The 16,810-nt window shown below is 58.2% G+C and carries 16 protein-coding genes; 10 read left to right on the forward strand and 6 right to left on the reverse strand.

The window, feature by feature from the left end; genetic code table 11:
• Positions 1–33 precede the first annotated feature (33 nt).
• Together lplA and GXP72_RS03235 are read right to left on the reverse strand one after the other, a co-directional pair.
• Complete coding sequence (gene lplA / locus GXP72_RS03230; protein ID WP_061715994.1) at positions 34–1,050, reverse strand: lipoate--protein ligase LplA; 1,017 nt, start codon at positions 1,048–1,050, stop codon at positions 34–36.
• Positions 1,051–1,089: 39 nt separating this feature from the next.
• On the reverse strand, positions 1,090–1,734 hold the full coding sequence (locus GXP72_RS03235; protein WP_024907398.1) for a YtjB family periplasmic protein: 645 nt from the start codon (positions 1,732–1,734) through the stop codon (positions 1,090–1,092).
• A 117-nt stretch (positions 1,735–1,851) separates the two neighbouring features.
• On the opposite strand from GXP72_RS03235, the gene serB reads away from it, so the two are divergent.
• The 3 genes from serB (at position 1,852) to nadR (ending at position 5,548) form a co-directional block, all read left to right on the forward strand.
• Entirely contained in the window at positions 1,852–2,820 is a 969-nt protein-coding gene (serB, locus tag GXP72_RS03240) for a phosphoserine phosphatase (RefSeq protein WP_208763497.1), read from the forward strand.
• Positions 2,821–2,894: 74 nt separating this feature from the next.
• The gene (gene radA / locus GXP72_RS03245; RefSeq protein WP_014068810.1) at positions 2,895–4,280 is read left to right on the forward strand and encodes a DNA repair protein RadA; all 1,386 of its coding nucleotides are present in this window, start codon (positions 2,895–2,897) and stop codon (positions 4,278–4,280) included.
• A 35-nt stretch (positions 4,281–4,315) separates the two neighbouring features.
• A complete protein-coding gene (gene nadR, locus GXP72_RS03250; protein ID WP_024907400.1) occupies positions 4,316–5,548 on the forward strand; it encodes a multifunctional transcriptional regulator/nicotinamide-nucleotide adenylyltransferase/ribosylnicotinamide kinase NadR in 1,233 nt (410 codons plus the stop codon).
• 54 nt (positions 5,549–5,602) lie between these two features.
• On the opposite strand, the gene GXP72_RS03255 is transcribed toward nadR, so the two are convergent.
• A complete protein-coding gene (locus tag GXP72_RS03255; RefSeq protein ID WP_208763498.1) occupies positions 5,603–6,604 on the reverse strand; it encodes a zinc-binding alcohol dehydrogenase family protein in 1,002 nt (333 codons plus the stop codon).
• 108 nt (positions 6,605–6,712) lie between these two features.
• Here GXP72_RS03255 and GXP72_RS03260 point away from each other — a divergent pair, with 108 nt between their 5' ends.
• Positions 6,713–7,612: a LysR family transcriptional regulator gene (locus GXP72_RS03260; protein WP_024907402.1), complete on the forward strand. Its 900-nt coding sequence runs from the start codon at positions 6,713–6,715 to the stop codon at positions 7,610–7,612.
• Between the two features lie 91 nt (positions 7,613–7,703).
• On the opposite strand, the gene ettA is transcribed toward GXP72_RS03260, so the two are convergent.
• A complete protein-coding gene (gene ettA / locus GXP72_RS03265) occupies positions 7,704–9,371 on the reverse strand; it encodes an energy-dependent translational throttle protein EttA (protein ID WP_032660788.1) in 1,668 nt (555 codons plus the stop codon).
• Between the two features lie 227 nt (positions 9,372–9,598).
• On the opposite strand from ettA, the gene sltY reads away from it, so the two are divergent.
• Both sltY and trpR read left to right on the forward strand, forming a co-directional pair.
• On the forward strand, positions 9,599–11,536 hold the full coding sequence (gene sltY, locus GXP72_RS03270) for a murein transglycosylase (RefSeq protein WP_208763499.1): 1,938 nt from the start codon (positions 9,599–9,601) through the stop codon (positions 11,534–11,536).
• A gap of 55 nt (positions 11,537–11,591) precedes the next feature.
• The gene (trpR, locus tag GXP72_RS03275; protein WP_024907404.1) at positions 11,592–11,921 is read left to right on the forward strand and encodes a trp operon repressor; all 330 of its coding nucleotides are present in this window, start codon (positions 11,592–11,594) and stop codon (positions 11,919–11,921) included.
• On the opposite strand, the gene yjjX is transcribed toward trpR, so the two are convergent.
• Complete coding sequence (yjjX, locus tag GXP72_RS03280) at positions 11,912–12,427, reverse strand: inosine/xanthosine triphosphatase (RefSeq protein ID WP_024907405.1); 516 nt, start codon at positions 12,425–12,427, stop codon at positions 11,912–11,914. The genes trpR and yjjX overlap by 10 nt on opposite strands.
• 50 nt (positions 12,428–12,477) lie before the next feature.
• Here yjjX and gpmB point away from each other — a divergent pair, with 50 nt between their 5' ends.
• Entirely contained in the window at positions 12,478–13,125 is a 648-nt protein-coding gene (gpmB, locus tag GXP72_RS03285; RefSeq protein WP_008502057.1) for a 2,3-diphosphoglycerate-dependent phosphoglycerate mutase GpmB, read from the forward strand.
• Here the strand turns inward: gpmB and robA are convergent.
• Complete coding sequence (gene robA, locus GXP72_RS03290; RefSeq protein WP_024907406.1) at positions 13,122–13,991, reverse strand: MDR efflux pump AcrAB transcriptional activator RobA; 870 nt, start codon at positions 13,989–13,991, stop codon at positions 13,122–13,124. The genes gpmB and robA overlap by 4 nt on opposite strands.
• A 211-nt stretch (positions 13,992–14,202) precedes the next feature.
• On the opposite strand from robA, the gene creA reads away from it, so the two are divergent.
• The 3 genes from creA to creC are packed head-to-tail and all read left to right on the forward strand — an operon-like array spanning position 14,203 to position 16,801.
• The gene (creA, locus tag GXP72_RS03295; protein ID WP_024907407.1) at positions 14,203–14,673 is read left to right on the forward strand and encodes a protein CreA; all 471 of its coding nucleotides are present in this window, start codon (positions 14,203–14,205) and stop codon (positions 14,671–14,673) included.
• A 14-nt stretch (positions 14,674–14,687) separates the two neighbouring features.
• Positions 14,688–15,377, forward strand: a complete 690-nt coding sequence (creB, locus tag GXP72_RS03300; protein WP_024907408.1) for a two-component system response regulator CreB — start codon at positions 14,688–14,690, stop codon at positions 15,375–15,377.
• Complete coding sequence (gene creC, locus GXP72_RS03305) at positions 15,377–16,801, forward strand: two-component system sensor histidine kinase CreC (RefSeq protein ID WP_148769071.1); 1,425 nt, start codon at positions 15,377–15,379, stop codon at positions 16,799–16,801. Before creB ends, creC begins: the two co-directional genes overlap by 1 nt.
• The last annotated feature ends 9 nt before the right edge of the window (positions 16,802–16,810 follow it).

The following is a 16,810-nucleotide window of genomic DNA, read 5'->3' on the forward strand; positions in this document are numbered from 1 at the left end:
GGAGAGGGCCGGGGTGAGGGCACCAAACCGCACTTAACGTACGGCCTGCGCAATCCATGCTGACAAATCCCTCAACTCTTTTTCCTGCTCCGGGAAATCCCCAATCAACGCGTCGCATTCCTGCTGCAGCATATCCGCCCGGTACAAACAGCCCTGCAAACGTGCCGCCAGCGCCTCTAACGGTGCCGGATTCAGGCTATCGGTAAACACCTGCGTGCGGGTGATATGGCCTTTCTCCACATCAAAATGCAGCTCCACGCCGCCCCAGGTAAAACGCTCATCCAGCAGGTGGGAAAACGCAGGAGCCTGGCCGAAGTTCCACTCCCAGCTGCTCTGGCGGGCGAAGGTTTCGGCAAAGTTGGGCAGGTCCGGGGTTTTGTCAGGAGAGATCACTTCGGCTTTCACGCGCTCGCCGTAATGTTCAAAGAACGCGTCACGGATCGCATCGCAAATCTGCTCGTGCGTAATCCCCGGCAGCAGCTCCACCAGATTCGCCACGCGCCCGCGCACGGAGGTAATCCCCTTAGCCTGGAGCTTTTTCTTGTCCGGATTCAGGTAGTTCGCCAGACGGCTCAGATCGGCATTCAGCAACAGGGTGCCGTGGTGGAACCCGCGATCCATCGTTTCGCGGTAGGCGGAGCCGGAGACCTTCCGGTCGCCCTCCGGGGTTTTGACCACCAGATCGTTACGTCCGGAAGCTTCAGCCTTCACGCCGAGTGAATTCAGCGCATTGAGGACAATGGAAGTAGAGATGGTTTTGTCGTACTCCGGTTTTCCTGCCATAAAGGTAAAGCAGGTATTGCCCAGATCGTGGAACACCGCGCCGCCGCCGCTGCTCCGGCGCGCCAGGCGGACGTTGTCCTCTTCCATACGCCGGGTGTTGCACTCTTTCCATGGGTTTTGCGCACGACCAATGACCACAGTATCGGCGTTACGCCAGAGAAACAGTACGCGCTGGGTAGCGGGCATCTGGCGGAAGATGCACTCTTCTACCGCGAGATTAAACCAGGGATCGTAAGAGTCAGAGATAAGCAGGCGTAACGTCGTCATGGCAAAGTTCCTTTTCCGAATCGTTCGCCTACTTTATCACTATTCTTTCTTCTCACTCTCTTCGTCTTCAGGGACGGATTTGCTGGCGGTCAGCAGGAACGGGGATTGCTGCCAGCGCGTGCGTTTGCCGCGAAGCAGGGTGCGCGCCAGCACCACGCCGATGGCGAGTGAAAGCAGCAGCATCAGGCGCAGAATATTGGTGGTATTATCGACCTGTTTGGCTTCAGTGGGCAGGGTGTGGGTATCGAGAGTCAGGCGCAGATAGCCCAGCGGGCCATTTTTTCCCTGAATAGGTTCGACAATCTGCTGGTTAAAGTAGCCTCCTGCTTTTTTACCGTCCAGCGCCAGCCTGTCGCGCACGTCGACGTGCTCGCCCGCGCGGGCAATCAGGTTGCCTTGCTCATCATAGACGCCGGCATCAAGAATGCGGCTGTTCTCCGTGAGCTGGCGTAAAACCTGGCCTATCCGCTTATCGTCCGGCGTTTCAGTCCGCATGGACGGCGCGACGTTGAGCGTCACCTGGCGTGCCAGCGTGCGGGCCAGCTCTTCAAACTGCGGGTTGCGTTGCCGTTGATGGTTCTGGCTAAACCAGGATGCCCCTTGCATCAGCACCACTAACAGTGCGAGACAGGAGAGGACAATCACGGCGCGATGGAGCCGGAATTTCAGTTTTGCGCGAGCCATATTCCACCTGCTGAAAATTTACGGCTTAATGTTGCCAGAAGTGATGGTTACAGGGTAGCCTCATGCGTTATTTTCCCTCTGCAACCTTCCGGCGCGAACGAAACTACAGGAGCTTTAATGCCGAACATTACCTGGTGTGACCTGCCAACGGATGTCTCTTTATGGCCAGGATTGCCGCTCTCTTTAAGTGGCGATGAGGTGATGCCTCTGGATTACCACGCCGGTCGTAGCGGCTGGCTCCTCTACGGACGCGGTCTGGATAAGCAACGCCTGACCCAGTATCAAAGCAAGCTGGGGGCGGCGATGGTCATCGTCGCCGCCTGGTGCGTGGAAGACTACCAGGTTATTCGCCTGGCGGGCTCTTTGACGCAGCGCGCAACGCGTCTGGCGCATGACGCCGGGCTGGACGTCGCGCCGCTGGGTAAAATTCCGCATCTGAAAACGCCGGGCCTGCTGGTGATGGACATGGACTCTACCGCCATTCAGATCGAGTGTATCGACGAAATTGCGAAGCTGGCGGGCAGCGGCGAGCTGGTGGCGGAAGTGACCGAGCGTGCGATGCGCGGCGAGCTGGACTTCACCGCCAGCCTGAGACAGCGCGTGGCGACCCTGAAAGGGGCTGATGCCAACATTCTGCGCCAGGTGCGCGACATGCTGCCGCTGATGCCAGGGCTGACGCAGCTGGTGCTGAAGCTGCAGTCGCTGGGCTGGAAAGTGGCGATCGCCTCCGGTGGCTTCACCTTCTTCGCGGATTACCTGCGGGAAAAACTGCATCTGACCACCGTGGTGGCCAACGAGCTGGAGATCATGGACGGCAAGCTGACCGGCCAGGTGATTGGCGATATTGTGGATGCCCAGTACAAAGCCAATACGCTGACGCGTCTGGCGGAAAAATATGAAATTCCGGTTGTCCAGACCGTCGCTATCGGGGACGGCGCGAACGACCTGCCGATGATCAAAGCGGCCGGCCTGGGCATTGCCTACCATGCCAAGCCAAAAGTGAATGAAAAGACGGAAGTGACTATCCGTCACGCTGACCTGATGGGGGTGTTCTGCATTCTCTCCGGCAGCCTTAATCAGAAATAACGGTCTGCTTTGTAGGCCGGGTAAGCGTAAGCGCCACCCGGCTCGCAGGCCGCACAGAAATAACGAGGTAAACCGTGGCGAAAGCTCCAAAACGCGCATTTGTCTGTAATGAATGTGGTGCGGATTATCCGCGCTGGCAGGGGCAATGCAGCGCCTGCCATGCCTGGAACACCATCACCGAAGTGCGTGGTGTGGCGGCTTCGCCGAGCGTGGCGCGCAATGAACGCCTGAGCGGCTACGCGGGCAATGCGGGCGTAGCGAAAGTCCAGAAGCTCTCGGACATCAGCCTCGAAGAGCTGCCGCGCTTCTCCACCGGGTTCAAAGAGTTTGACCGCGTGCTCGGAGGCGGCGTAGTGCCGGGCAGCGCGATTCTTATCGGCGGTAACCCGGGCGCGGGCAAGTCAACCCTGCTGCTGCAAACGCTCTGCAAGCTCGCCGAACAGATGAAAACCCTGTACGTCACGGGGGAAGAGTCCCTGCAGCAGGTGGCGATGCGCGCGCACCGTCTGGGCCTGCCGACCGGTAATCTGAACATGCTGTCGGAAACCAGCATCGAGCAGATCTGCATGATCGCCGAAGAAGAGCAGCCGAAGCTGATGGTGATCGACTCCATCCAGGTGATGCACATGGCGGACATCCAGTCCTCGCCGGGCAGCGTCGCGCAGGTGCGTGAAACCGCGGCCTACCTGACGCGCTTTGCCAAAACGCGTGGCGTGGCGATTGTGATGGTGGGTCATGTGACCAAAGACGGCTCGCTGGCCGGGCCGAAGGTGCTTGAACACTGTATCGACTGCTCCGTGATGCTCGACGGCGACGCGGACTCCCGCTTCCGTACCCTGCGCAGCCATAAAAACCGCTTTGGGGCGGTGAACGAACTGGGCGTGTTTGCCATGACCGAGCAGGGGCTGCGCGAAGTCAGCAACCCGTCGGCCATCTTCCTGAGCCGTGGCGATGAGATCACCTCCGGCAGCTCGGTGATGGTGCTATGGGAAGGGACGCGCCCGCTGCTTGTCGAAATTCAGGCGCTGGTGGACGTGTCGATGATGGGCAACCCGCGGCGCGTGGCGGTTGGTCTGGAACAGAACCGTCTGGCGATCCTGCTGGCGGTGCTGCACCGTCACGGCGGGCTGCAGATGGCGGATCAGGACGTCTTTGTGAACGTGGTCGGCGGCGTCAAAGTCACTGAGACCAGCGCAGACCTGGCGCTGCTGCTGGCGATGGTCTCCAGCCTGCGCGACAGACCGCTGCCGCAGGATCTGGTCGTCTTCGGCGAAGTGGGCCTTGCCGGGGAAATCCGTCCGGTACCCAGCGGCCAGGAGCGTATCTCCGAGGCGGCAAAACACGGTTTCCGTCGCGCGATCGTTCCCGCCGCCAACGTGCCGAAAAAAATCCCGGAAGGGATGCAGGTTTTTGGCGTGAAGAAACTCGCAGATGCGTTAAATGTCTTTGACGACTTATAATTACGTATTCGATTTTGCAGGAGGCACCGTAATTTATGTCATCATTTGACTACATCAAGACCGCTATCCGCCAGAAGGGCTGCACGCTGCAGCAGGTGGCAGACGCCAGCGGCATGACCAAAGGCTACCTGAGCCAACTGCTGAACGCCAAAATCAAAAGCCCCAGCGCGCAGAAGCTCGAAGCGCTGCACCGCTTTCTGGGGCTGGAATTCCCGCGTATGCAAAAGAACATCGGCGTGGTGTTCGGCAAATTTTACCCGCTGCATACCGGGCATATCTATCTGATCCAGCGCGCCTGTAGCCAGGTGGACGAGCTGCACATCATCATGGGCTATGACGAAACCCGCGACCGTCAGCTGTTTGAAGAGAGCGCCATGTCGCAGCAGCCGACCGTGCCGGACCGCCTGCGCTGGCTGCTTCAGACCTTCAAGTACCAGAAAAACATTCGTATTCATGCCTTCAACGAAGAAGGTATGGAGCCGTACCCGCACGGCTGGGACGTGTGGAGCAACGGCATCAAAGCGTTTATGGAAGAGAAGGGCATTGCGCCGAACTGGATCTACACCTCTGAAGAGTCCGATGCGCCGCAGTTCCGCGAGCATTTGGGCATCGAGACGGTGCTGATCGATCCGAAGCGCACCTTCATGAACATCAGCGGAGCGCAGATCCGCGAAAACCCGTTCCGCTACTGGGATTACATCCCGACCGAGGTGAAGCCGTTCTTTGTGCGCACCGTCGCGATCCTGGGCGGCGAGTCGAGCGGGAAATCAACGCTGGTCAACAAGCTGGCGAACATCTTCAATACCACCAGCGCGTGGGAGTACGGACGCGACTATGTCTTCTCCCATCTGGGCGGTGATGAGATGGCGCTGCAGTATTCCGACTACGATAAAATCGCGCTCGGTCATGCCCAGTACATTGATTTCGCGGTGAAATACGCCAACAAGGTGGCGTTTATCGATACCGATTTCGTCACCACGCAGGCGTTCTGTAAAAAATACGAAGGGCGCGAGCACCCGTTCGTGCAGGCGCTGATTGACGAATACCGCTTTGACCTGGTGATCCTGCTGGAGAACAACACCCCGTGGGTCGCTGACGGCATGCGCAGCCTCGGCAGCTCCGTGGACCGGCGGGAGTTCCAGTCCATGCTGGTGGAGATGCTCAACGAAAACAACGTTGAGTTTGTGCACGTGGAAGAGTCGGACTACGACTCCCGTTTCCTGCGCTGCGTCGAGCTGGTGAAGGAGATGATGGGGGAGCAGGGGTAAGCGTTAACCTCCCTCTCCCTGTGGGAGAGGGCCGGGGTGAGGGCATCAGGCCACTCAATACTCAACCACCACTTTCCCGCGCATATGCCCGTCCAGCACCTTACGGTGCGCCTCGGTAATGCTTTCCACGCTCAGCCCGTGCAGCGTTTCACTCAGCGAGCTTTCCACCACGCCGTTATCCACCAGCTTCGCCACCTCATTGAGGATCTCACCCTGACGCGCCATATCAGCGGTCTGGTACATGCTGCGGGTGTACATAAATTCCCAGTGCAGCGCGGCGGATTTCGACTTCAGCTTGTCCTGGTTCAGCGGACGTTCATTCTCGACGATAGAACAGATATGCCCCTGAGGCGCAATCAGTTCGCTGACCGCATCCCAGTGCCCGTCGGTATCGTTGAGGATGAAAATATAATCCACAAAGGTCAGCCCGTGTTTCGCCAGTTCGCCTTTCAGATCGCGGTAGTTCACCACCACATCTGCACCGCGGTCGCGGCACCACTGAGCGGAATCTTCGCGCGACGCGGTTGCGATGATTTTCACCTTGCTGTTGTGCTTCGCGAACGGGATCGCCAGCGATCCCACCCCGCCTGCACCGCCGATGATCAGCAGGGTCTTGTCCGCACCGGCATCCTGAATGTTCAGCCGTTCAAACAGTCCTTCCCACGCGGTGAGTGCGGTCAACGGTAGCGCAGCGGCAGCCGCCCAGCCGAGGCTGGCAGGCTTGTGCCCGACAATGCGCGCATCGATCAGCTGGTGTGTGGTGTTGCTGCCCGGACGGGTGATGTCGCCCGCGTACCACACTTCATCTCCCGGCTTGAATCCGGTCACGCCCGTCCCAACGGCTTTGACGATCCCGCTGGCATCCCACCCGAGAATGCGCGGCGCGTTCAGCCCGTTCCTGGCAATGCCCGCGTGGACTTTGGTATCGACCGGGTTAACGGAGACGGCCTTCACCTCCACCAGCAGATCGTGCTCGCCGGGCTGCGGCATCGGCGGGGTGATTTCAATGAAGGTAGAGGGATTTTCAGGGTTAACGGCGATGGCTTTCACTGACATGGTGTGCTCCTCAATGGCATGCGTTTTGTTGAGGCTAGTCTATTAAGTGGCCAGCTGCATGATAAGATGGACAATCAAGAACTCAGCGTTCGTACAGGATGAACAATCATGTTTAAGCAGCTGCAGGATATGGCGCTGTTCGCGCTGGTGGCGGAGATGGGCAGCTTTACCGCGGCGGCGCAGAAGGCGGAACTGCCGAAATCCAGCGTCAGCCAGCGTATTAGCCAGCTGGAGCAGCAGGTGGGTATCCGCCTGCTCAACCGCACCACGCGCAGGATCAGCCTCACGTTTGCGGGCGAGCACTATCTGGTGCACTGCCGCGAAATGCTGGCGGCCAGCGAGCGGGCGGAGTACGCCATTCAGCGCCTGCGCGAAAACCCGAGCGGGCGGCTGCGGATCACCTGTCCGGCTGGGATTGGGGCGACGCTGCTGGCGCATATGAATGCCGAGTTCCAGCTTCGCTATCCTGAGGTTTCGCTGGACGTGTCGATCTCTGATGACGTGGTGGACCTGGTCGAGGCCGGGTTTGACGTGGCGCTGCGTACCGGCAAGCCGCAGGACTCCTCCCTGATTGGCCGCATGATCGGGCACTGCCCGCGCTACATGCTGGCTTCGCCGGACTATCTGGCGCGCCGGGCGCCGCTGACGCATCCCCGTCAGCTGGTGGAGCATCGCAGCATTACGCATCGGGCGTGGTCAGAGTGGCTTCTGCGAAGCGAGAGCGAGGATTACCGCTACCTGCCGGATAACGCGCACATGACCGATAACCTGGTATACGCCCGCGAATGCGCGATTGCCGGTGCGGGGATTACGCTCCTTCCGGCTTTTTTGCTGGAAGATAAGGTCGAGAAAGGGGCGCTGGTGCAGGTACTGCCGGAGTGGAACGTTGAAGGAAACGACCTGTGGCTGGCCTATCCTAGCCGTAAGCTCAACTCACCCGCGCTGATGAGCTATATCGACTTTGCAATGCAGTTTGATGAGGTGAAGCGGTATTACGTGGGTGGGTGATTTTGTGCGGCCTGATGCCCTCACCCTGGCCCTCTCCCACGGGGAGAGGGTACAAACATAAAAAACGGCAACCGAAGTTGCCGTTTTGCTTTTATTTCGCAATACGCTTGTACTTAATACGCTTCGGCTCCAGCGCGTCGGCGCCCAGCGTGCGTTTCTTGTACTCTTCGTATTCGGTGAAGTTACCTTCGAAGAACTCCACTTTACCTTCGTCCTGGTAGTCCAGGATGTGGGTCGCGATACGGTCCAGGAACCAGCGGTCGTGCGAGATAACCATCGCGCAGCCCGGGAACTCCAGCAGGGCGTTTTCCAGCGCGCGCAGGGTTTCGATATCCAGGTCGTTTGTTGGTTCATCGAGCAGCAGAACGTTCCCGCCCACCTGCAGCAGCTTCGCCAGGTGCAGACGACCGCGCTCACCGCCGGACAGCTCGCCCACGCGTTTGCCCTGATCGGTGCCTTTAAAGTTAAAGCGACCAACGTAGGCGCGGCTTGGCATCTCGGTGTTGCCGATACGCATGATATCCAGACCGCCGGAGACTTCTTCCCACACGGTTTTGCTGTTATCCATCGCGTCACGGAACTGGTCAACGGAGGCCAGCTTCACGGTTTCACCCAGGGTGATTGAGCCGCTATCAGGCTGTTCCTGACCGGACATCATGCGGAACAGGGTTGATTTACCCGCGCCGTTCGGACCGATGATGCCGACGATAGCGCCTTTCGGTACGGAGAAGCTCAGGTCGTCGATCAGCAGGCGGTCGCCGTAAGACTTACGCAGGTTGCTGACTTCAACCACTTTATCCCCCAGACGTGCTCCAGGTGGAATAAACAGTTCGTTGGTTTCGTTACGTTTCTGGTATTCGGTGTTGTTCAGCTCTTCGAAGCGTGCCAGACGGGCTTTGCCCTTAGACTGACGGCCTTTCGCGCCCTGACGCACCCACTCCAGCTCTTTCTCGATAGACTTACGACGGGCCGCTTCCTGAGACGCTTCCTGAGCCAGACGCTGATCTTTCTGCTCCAGCCAGGAGGAGTAGTTGCCTTCCCACGGAATACCTTCGCCGCGGTCCAGCTCCAGGATCCAGCCGGCGACGTTGTCGAGGAAGTAACGGTCGTGGGTGATCGCCACAACGGTGCCTTCGAAGTCGTGCAGGAAGCGCTCCAGCCACGCCACGGATTCCGCATCCAGGTGGTTGGTTGGTTCGTCGAGCAGCAGCATGTCTGGTTTTTCCAGCAGCAGGCGGCACAGCGCCACGCGGCGGCGTTCACCACCGGAGAGGTTCGCGATTTTCGCATCCCAGTCCGGCAGACGCAGGGCATCAGCCGCGCGCTCCAGCTGCACGTTCAGGTTGTGACCGTCGTGAGCCTGGATAATCTCTTCATACTTGCCCTGCTGCGCGGCCAGCTTGTCGAAGTCCGCATCCGGCTCGGCGTATTTGGCATACACTTCATCCAGACCTTTCAGGGCGTTAACCACTTCGGAAACCGCTTCTTCAACGGACTCACGCACGGTGTGTTCCGGATTCAGCTGAGGTTCCTGCGGCAGGTAGCCGATCTTGATGCCAGGCTGCGGACGGGCTTCACCTTCGATGTCTGTATCAATGCCGGCCATGATGCGCAGCAGGGTGGACTTACCGGCACCGTTGAGACCCAGAACACCGATTTTTGCGCCCGGGAAGAAGCTCAGCGAGATATTTTTAAGAATATGACGTTTCGGCGGGACAACTTTGCCGACACGATGCATGGTATAAACGAATTGAGCCACGTTGGACTTCGCCTCTTTTATCGTAATGAGAAGGAATTTCAGCCTCGAAGTGTAGCCTTTTTCACGGCCTAATCCCAGCCAGGAACGTCGGGAGTGTTAAAACGCGCAAGAAAGGTAAAAAAGTGTCCATGACGTGGCGCGTTGAAGGATGCCTGGTTAGCATAAGTTAATTAGACTTTGACGTGGCAAGACGCTGCAATTGACGAAAAAACAATGAGGAAGAGCTTGTGGAAAAAGCCAAACGGGTGGTCTGGCGTCTGCTGGCTGCCAGCGTATGCGTAATGGCGGTAAGCCAGGCGGTGCATGCCGATTCACTGGATGAACAACGTAACCGCTACGCCCAGATTAAACAGGCGTGGGACAACAAGCAGATGGATACCGTGCAGGCGCTGATGCCGACGCTAAAGGATTATCCGCTGTATCCGTATCTGGAGTATCGCCAGATTACGGACGATCTGATGAACCAGCCTACCGTCACCGTGAATAACTTCATTCAGGCGAACCCGACCCTGCCGCCAGCCCGAAATCTCCAGTCTCGTTTTGTGAATGAGCTGGCGCGTCGCGAAGACTGGCGCGGACTGCTGGCGTTTAGTCCTGAAAAGCCGAACGCCACCGAAGCCCAGTGTAACTACTACTACGCGAAATGGGCGACTGGCCAGCAGGAAGAGGCCTGGGCCGGGGCGAAAGAGCTCTGGCTGACCGGGAAAAACCAGCCGAACGCCTGTGATTCCCTGTTTGGCGCATGGCGCGCTTCCGGTAAACAGGATCCGCTGTCCTACCTTGAGCGCATCCGTCTGGCGATGAAAGCCGGTAACACGCGTCTGGTGACCACGCTGGCGGGGCAGATGCCGTCCGATTACCAGACGATCTCCACCGCGGTTATCTCGCTGGCGAACGATCCGAACAGCGTGCTGACCTTTGCCCGCACTACGGGCGCGACCGATTTTACCCGCCAGATGGCGGCGGTGGCCTTTGCCAGCGTGGCGCGTGACGACGTAGAAAACGCGCGGCTGATGATCCCGCAGCTGGTGCAGGCGCAGCAGCTTAATGAGGAGCAAACCCAGGAGCTGCGCGATATCGTGGCGTGGCGACTGATGGGCACCGATGTGACCGACGAACAGGCGCGCTGGCGTGACGATGCCATTATGCGTTCGAACTCCACGTCGCTGGTGGAACGCCGCGTGCGGATGGCGCTGGGCACGGGCGATCGCCGTGGGCTGAATACCTGGCTCGCGCGGTTGCCAATGGAGGCTAAAGAGAAAGACGAATGGCGCTACTGGCAGGCCGATCTGCTGTTGGAGCGCGGTCGTGATGATGAAGCAAAAGATATCCTCCATACGCTGATGCAGCAGCGCGGGTTCTACCCGATGGCGGCCGCGCAGCGCCTGGGCGAGGAGTACACCTTCCGCATTGATAAAGCGCCCGCCAACGCGAACCCGGCGCTGACGCAGGGGCCAGAAATGGCGCGCGTTCGCGAGCTGATGTACTGGAATATGGATAACACCGCGCGCAGCGAGTGGGCGAATCTGGTGACCAGCCGCACCACCGACGAAAAAGCCCAGCTTGCCCGCTATGCGTTTGATAATCACTGGTGGGATCTCAGCGTGCAGGCGACGATCGCCGGCAAGCTCTGGGATCATCTGGAAGAGCGTTTCCCGCTGGCGTACAAAGATCTATTCGATCGCTATACCAGCGGCAAAGATATCCCGCAAAGCTACGCGATGGCGATTGCCCGTCAGGAGAGCGCATGGAACCCGAAAGTCCGTTCCCCGGTGGGTGCCAGCGGCCTGATGCAGATTATGCCGGGCACGGCGACGCACACGGTGAAGATGTTTAATATCCCTGGGTACAGCAGCCCGTCACAGCTTCTCGATCCGGATACCAACATCAACATCGGTACCAGCTACCTGCAGTATGTGTACCAGCAGTTCGGCAATAACCGCATCTTCTCGTCGGCGGCGTATAACGCGGGGCCTGGACGCGTGCGCACCTGGCTCGGCAACAGCGCCGGGCGCATCGACGCCGTGGCGTTTGTCGAGAGCATCCCGTTCTCGGAAACGCGCGGCTACGTGAAGAACGTGCTGGCCTATGACGCCTACTATCGCTACTTCATGGGGCAGAAAGATACCCTGATGAGCGATGCCGAGTGGCAGAGACGTTACTGATCGGCGTGGGTTGTGTTATGCTGTACTCGCTAATGAGTACAAGAGGCAGCATAACATGACCCAGCATTCCCCGTATTCCTCGGCAATGGCCGAACAACGTCATCAGGAGTGGCTTCGTTTTGTGGAGCTGCTTCGCCAGTCTTACGAACAGGATCTGCATTTACCCCTGATGCAGCTGATGCTCACGCCGGACGAGCGCGAGGCGCTGGGCACGCGCGTGCGGATCATTGAAGAGCTGCTGCGCGGCGAGATGAGCCAGCGCGAGCTGAAGAATGAGCTCGGCGCGGGCATTGCAACGATTACCCGCGGCTCGAACAGCCTGAAGTCGGCGCCGGTTGAGCTGCGCCAATGGCTCGAGTCAGTCTTACTAAGCGATCAGCGATAAATCGCGTTATGGAACGGGCTTAACGCCAGGATCACCGCCTGGTGGTAAACGCCTGAACGCGTCAGCACGCCTGCGGTAAAGACGCCAATCGCCCCTTCTTTACGGCCAATTTCATCGATGCCGGTGTACTGCGACATTACCGGCCCGAGCGCTTCACCCGCACGGACTTTTTCCAGAATGATCTCCGGCAGCGGCAGGGTGGCCGAACGCGCTTCACCGCGCTGTTCACGGCTTTCGATCACCACCCAGCTAAAAGTTGCGCCTTCGTCGATACCGGCTTCAATCGCTACCCAAAAGTCTGCATTCGGTGCCGCGGCCTTAGCGTTTGCCACGCGATTTCGTGCGCCAGCGCGCGTTTCCTCGCTGCCAAACGGCTGTTCAGGCACGCCACTCTCGACGCCGATGGCCTCAATATGGCAGGATCCTGCGCCGAAGATCTCGTCAAATGCCCTTAGAATTGCCTGAATTTTGGCAGGATTAGTGGTAGCAGAGACAACATGGTGCATAATTAAGCTCGATTCAAAAAAAACTCATCGCAGTATAACGGAAAAAAAGCATGTTACAGGTATACCTTGTTCGCCACGGTGAAACGCAGTGGAACGCCGAGCGACGTATTCAAGGCCAGTCAGACAGTCCTCTCACTGAGAAGGGTGTGCAGCAAGCGTGGCAGGTGGCGGAACGCGCCAGAACGCTGGGCATAACCCACGTGATTACCAGCGATTTAGGTCGCACACAGCAGACGGCGCGCATCATCGCGGACGCCTGCGGCTGTGACGTCATGCTTGAGCCGCGCCTGCGCGAACTGGATATGGGCGTGCTGGAAAAACGCCATATCGATACGCTGACGGAAACGGAAGAGGGCTGGCGCCGCACGCTGGTGAACGGTACCGAAGATGGCCGTATTCCTGAGGGCGAATCCATGCAGGAGCTCAGCGTACGTATGCATGCCGCACTGGCGGAATGCCTGAAGCTCCCGGCAGGAAGCCGTCCGCTGCTGGTGAGTCACGGGATTGCGTTGGGTTGCCTGGTGAGCACCATTCTGGGGTTACCGGCTTACGCCGAGCGCCGTTTGCGTCTGCGCAACTGCTCCATTTCCCGGATTGATTATCAGGAAAGCGCGTGGCTGGCGTCAGGTTGGGTCGTGGAGATGGCAGGGGACATTTCGCATCTCGATGCCCCTGCGCTTGACGAACTGCAGCGTTAACGGCGTATCGGAATCAAGAATTCCATACGCAGATTGATTGGGCCTTCTTCCGGTTTGGCATCCTGCGCCGGGTAGTAGCGCTCAATGTCCTGACCTTTACGGCGATTCAGATTCAGCATCGGCATGCAGGTTCCGTAAACGGTCAGGATGAACTCCTGAACTCCCGTTCCCAGCCCTTCATAGGCGAACATCACGTATTCGCCGCCTTCCAGCACGACAGGCTTAGAACCCTGAATGTAGCCATTGGCCATATCCGGCGTCAGCGCGGTGGTGTAGAACACCTCCTGCTCGTCGTCTTTTTCCTGGCTCGGGTGCGTTTCGTTGAGACCATACAGAATTGGCGGGATCGCCGGCGCGTGGCTCAGGAAGTCGCGCCAGAACTGGACGCGCATCTGATGACGGAACTCGGAAATCTGCTCCAGTGAACAGGAGTAGCTCTGCGTTGTGCCGATCAGATGGGTTTCCGGCAGGGTAATAATTTCATATTTCGGCATCGCGAATTCGCCCAGACGCAGCGGCGGACGCATGCCAAACGAGCTCCAGTCAGGCGAGCGACGATAAAGCGCTGGCGTCAACGAGAACTGTTTTTTAAAGGCGCGGGTGAAGGTCTGCTGCGAATCGAAACGATATTGCAGGGCAATATCCAGAATCGGCCGCGCCGTCAGGCGCAGTGCCACAGCAGATTTTGATAAACGACGCGCGCGAATATAGGCCCCGATAGCATGACCGGTGACATCCTTGAACATCCTTTGCAGATGCCACTTGGAATAGCCTGCTTTAGCCGCCACATTATCCAGTGACAAAGGCTGGTCGAGATGACCTTCCAGCCAGGTGAGCAGGTCGCGAATAATTCCAGCCTGATCCATATACTATCCTCATCCTTAAAACAGCAGGTGCCTGATAACAGGTTAGCGGATAATAGCATTTTTTGATGTTTTAGCATTCAGTGTTTTTTTTGCGCATTCATGCTTTTTAGAGCACATTACAGGCAGATATATTCTAATCCTGTGATCTTGCTACATTTTTACCTAAAGTGTTGAATAATTGCTCAATGTAATTTTAAAGAATGGTAACAATATGAAATACAAGACTTTGATCTTCACCGCGTTGATGCTGATGGTCGGGCGCGCGGCGCAGGCTGAGCAGATTGGCTCCGTCGATACCGTGTTCAAAATGTTTGGCCCGGACCACAAAATCGTGGTGGAGGCGTTTGACGATCCGGACGTGAAAAACGTCACCTGCTACGTCAGCCGCGCGAAAACGGGCGGTATCAAAGGCGGGCTGGGACTGGCGGAAGACACCTCCGATGCGGCGATTTCGTGTCAGCAGGTGGGGCCGGTTGAGCTAAGCGATAAAATTAAAAACGGCAAAGCGCAGGGCGACGTGGTATTCCAGAAACGGACCTCGCTGGTGTTTAAAAAGCTGCAGGTGGTGCGTTTTTATGATGCCAAACGCAATACGCTGGCTTACCTCGCCTATTCCGATAAAGTGGTGGAAGGCTCACCGAAAAACGCGATCAGCGCGGTGCCAATTATGCCTTGGCAGTAATTCAGGGACGAATCATGCAACAACCTGTGGTCTGGCTGGTTGAAGACGAAACCAGTATCGCCGATACGCTGATCTACATGCTTCAGCAGGAAGGATTCGCGGTAAAGGCGTTTGAACGCGGTTTACCCGTGCTGGAGGAGGCTCGGCGGCAGGTTCCGGCGCTTGCCATTCTGGATGTCGGGCTACCGGACATCAGTGGATTTGAGCTTTGTCGCCAGCTACTGGCGCAGCATCCCTCACTGCCCGTGCTGTTTCTGACGGCGCGCAGTGATGAGGTAGACAAGCTGCTTGGTCTGGAAATGGGCGCTGATGACTACGTTGCGAAACCTTTCTCCCCTCGTGAAGTCTGCGCCCGGGTGCGGACGATTTTACGGCGCATGCAAAAATCCGCCGCACCGTCAGAAACGTTACGTATCGGGCAGTTTGAACTGAACGAGCCTGCCGCGCGAATCAGCTGGTGCGGGGAAGCACTGCCCCTGACCCGCTACGAGTTCTTGCTGCTCAAAACCTTGTTGCAGGCACCCGGGCGGGTCTTTTCGCGTCAGCAGCTCATGGACAAGGTATGGGGTGAAGACGGCGACAGCTTCGATCGTACCGTGGACACCCACATCAAAACCCTGCGCGCCAAGCTGCGTGCGGTGAACGAAGAACTGTCACCCATCAGCACCCATCGCGGTATGGGCTACAGTCTGGGCCTTTACTGATGCGCATTGGGATGCGGCTATTGCTGGGATACTTCCTGATCGTGGCCATCGCCGCGTGGTTTGTGCTGTCGATCTTTGTCCAGGAAGTAAAGCCCGGCGTGCGTAGGGCAACCGAGGGCACGTTAATCGATACCGCGACCCTGCTGGCTGAAATTGGACGTGATGATTTGCTTTCGGGTCATGCGCAGCAGGGCAAGCTGGCACAGGCCTTTTCTCAGCTTCATCAGCGCCCCTTCCGCGCCAATATCGGCGGGATCCATAAAGTGCGTAACGAGTATCACGTCTACATGACCGATGCGCAGGGCCGAGTCGTGTTTGATTCCGCCGGTCTGGCCGTGGGGCAAGATTACTCGCGCTGGAACGATGTCTGGCTGACGCTTCGCGGCGAATACGGCGCGCGCAGTACCCAGAGCCATCCCGACGATCCGGAGAGCACGGTGATGTATGTTGCCGCGCCGGTTGTGGATCAGGGCAAGATTATCGGCGTGCTGTCGGTGGGGAAACCGAACAGCGCGATGGCTCCTGTGATTCACCGCAGCGAGCGACGGATACTGTGGGCTGGCGGGGCGCTGCTCGGCATTGCCCTGCTGATTGGCCTCGTCGTGGCATGGTGGATCAATCGATCTATCGGTACGTTATCGCGCTATGCCGACTCGGTGACCACGGATACACCTCTCCCGCTGCCTAATCCTGGCAGCAGCGAACTGCACAAGCTGGCCCAGGCGCTGGAGAATATGCGCATTCGCCTTGAAGGGAAAAACTACATTGAACGCTATGTCCATGCGCTGACCCACGAGCTGAAAAGCCCCATCGCCGCCATACGCGGCGCGGCGGAAATTCTCTCCGAGCAGCCGCCGCCGCAGGTGGCCGCGAGGTTTATCGATAATATTCTGGTGCAAAACGCGCGCATGCAGTCGCTGGTTGAAAAACTGCTCACTCAGGCGCGGCTTGAAAATCGGGTCGAGATTACGCCTCAGACCGTCCGCGTCGACCTACTGTTTACGCGGCTTGCTGATGCGCGCTCGGCGGTGCTGGCGGCAAAAGAGATTGCGCTGACCCTCCAGCCCGCTTCGCTTCATGTTGAAGGCGATCCCGACCTGCTCGAGCAGGCGCTCGGCAATTTGCTGGATAACGCTATCGATTTTACCCCGCAGGGCGGTGCCATTGAACTGGCGGCCCGGGAGGAGCACGGGCAGATACAGCTTCTCGTCACCGACAGCGGAAGCGGGATCCCGGATTACGCGCTGGAGCGAATTTTTGAGCGTTTTTATTCCCTGCCGCGCGAGAACGGGTTGAAGAGCAGCGGGCTCGGGCTGGCGTTTGTCCAGGAGGTGGCGCGTCTGCATCAGGGAGAGATTACATTGCGTAATCGTGATGAAGGCGGCGTGATGGCCACGCTGACACTTCACCGTCCCTTCACATAACTTCAAACT

The sequence above is a fragment of the Enterobacter sp. SES19 genome, assembly GCF_011765665.1.
Lineage (GTDB): Bacteria > Pseudomonadota > Gammaproteobacteria > Enterobacterales > Enterobacteriaceae > Enterobacter > Enterobacter pseudoroggenkampii.

What these genes read in the sequence shown, in the direction of transcription:
- lplA (WP_061715994.1), bottom strand. Translation starts at nt 1,050, where the DNA reads ATGACGACGTTACGCCTGCTTATCTCTGACTCTTACGATCCCTGGTTT.
- trpR (WP_024907404.1), top strand. Translation starts at nt 11,592, where the DNA reads ATGACCCAGCATTCCCCGTATTCCTCGGCAATGGCCGAACAACGTCAT.
- nadR (WP_024907400.1), top strand. Translation starts at nt 4,316, where the DNA reads ATGTCATCATTTGACTACATCAAGACCGCTATCCGCCAGAAGGGCTGC.
- gpmB (WP_008502057.1), top strand. Translation starts at nt 12,478, where the DNA reads ATGTTACAGGTATACCTTGTTCGCCACGGTGAAACGCAGTGGAACGCC.
- GXP72_RS03260 (WP_024907402.1), top strand. Translation starts at nt 6,713, where the DNA reads ATGTTTAAGCAGCTGCAGGATATGGCGCTGTTCGCGCTGGTGGCGGAG.
- GXP72_RS03255 (WP_208763498.1), bottom strand. Translation starts at nt 6,604, where the DNA reads ATGTCAGTGAAAGCCATCGCCGTTAACCCTGAAAATCCCTCTACCTTC.
- robA (WP_024907406.1), bottom strand. Translation starts at nt 13,991, where the DNA reads ATGGATCAGGCTGGAATTATTCGCGACCTGCTCACCTGGCTGGAAGGT.
- creA (WP_024907407.1), top strand. Translation starts at nt 14,203, where the DNA reads ATGAAATACAAGACTTTGATCTTCACCGCGTTGATGCTGATGGTCGGG.
- yjjX (WP_024907405.1), bottom strand. Translation starts at nt 12,427, where the DNA reads ATGCACCATGTTGTCTCTGCTACCACTAATCCTGCCAAAATTCAGGCA.
- creB (WP_024907408.1), top strand. Translation starts at nt 14,688, where the DNA reads ATGCAACAACCTGTGGTCTGGCTGGTTGAAGACGAAACCAGTATCGCC.
- serB (WP_208763497.1), top strand. Translation starts at nt 1,852, where the DNA reads ATGCCGAACATTACCTGGTGTGACCTGCCAACGGATGTCTCTTTATGG.
- creC (WP_148769071.1), top strand. Translation starts at nt 15,377, where the DNA reads ATGCGCATTGGGATGCGGCTATTGCTGGGATACTTCCTGATCGTGGCC.
- GXP72_RS03235 (WP_024907398.1), bottom strand. Translation starts at nt 1,734, where the DNA reads ATGGCTCGCGCAAAACTGAAATTCCGGCTCCATCGCGCCGTGATTGTC.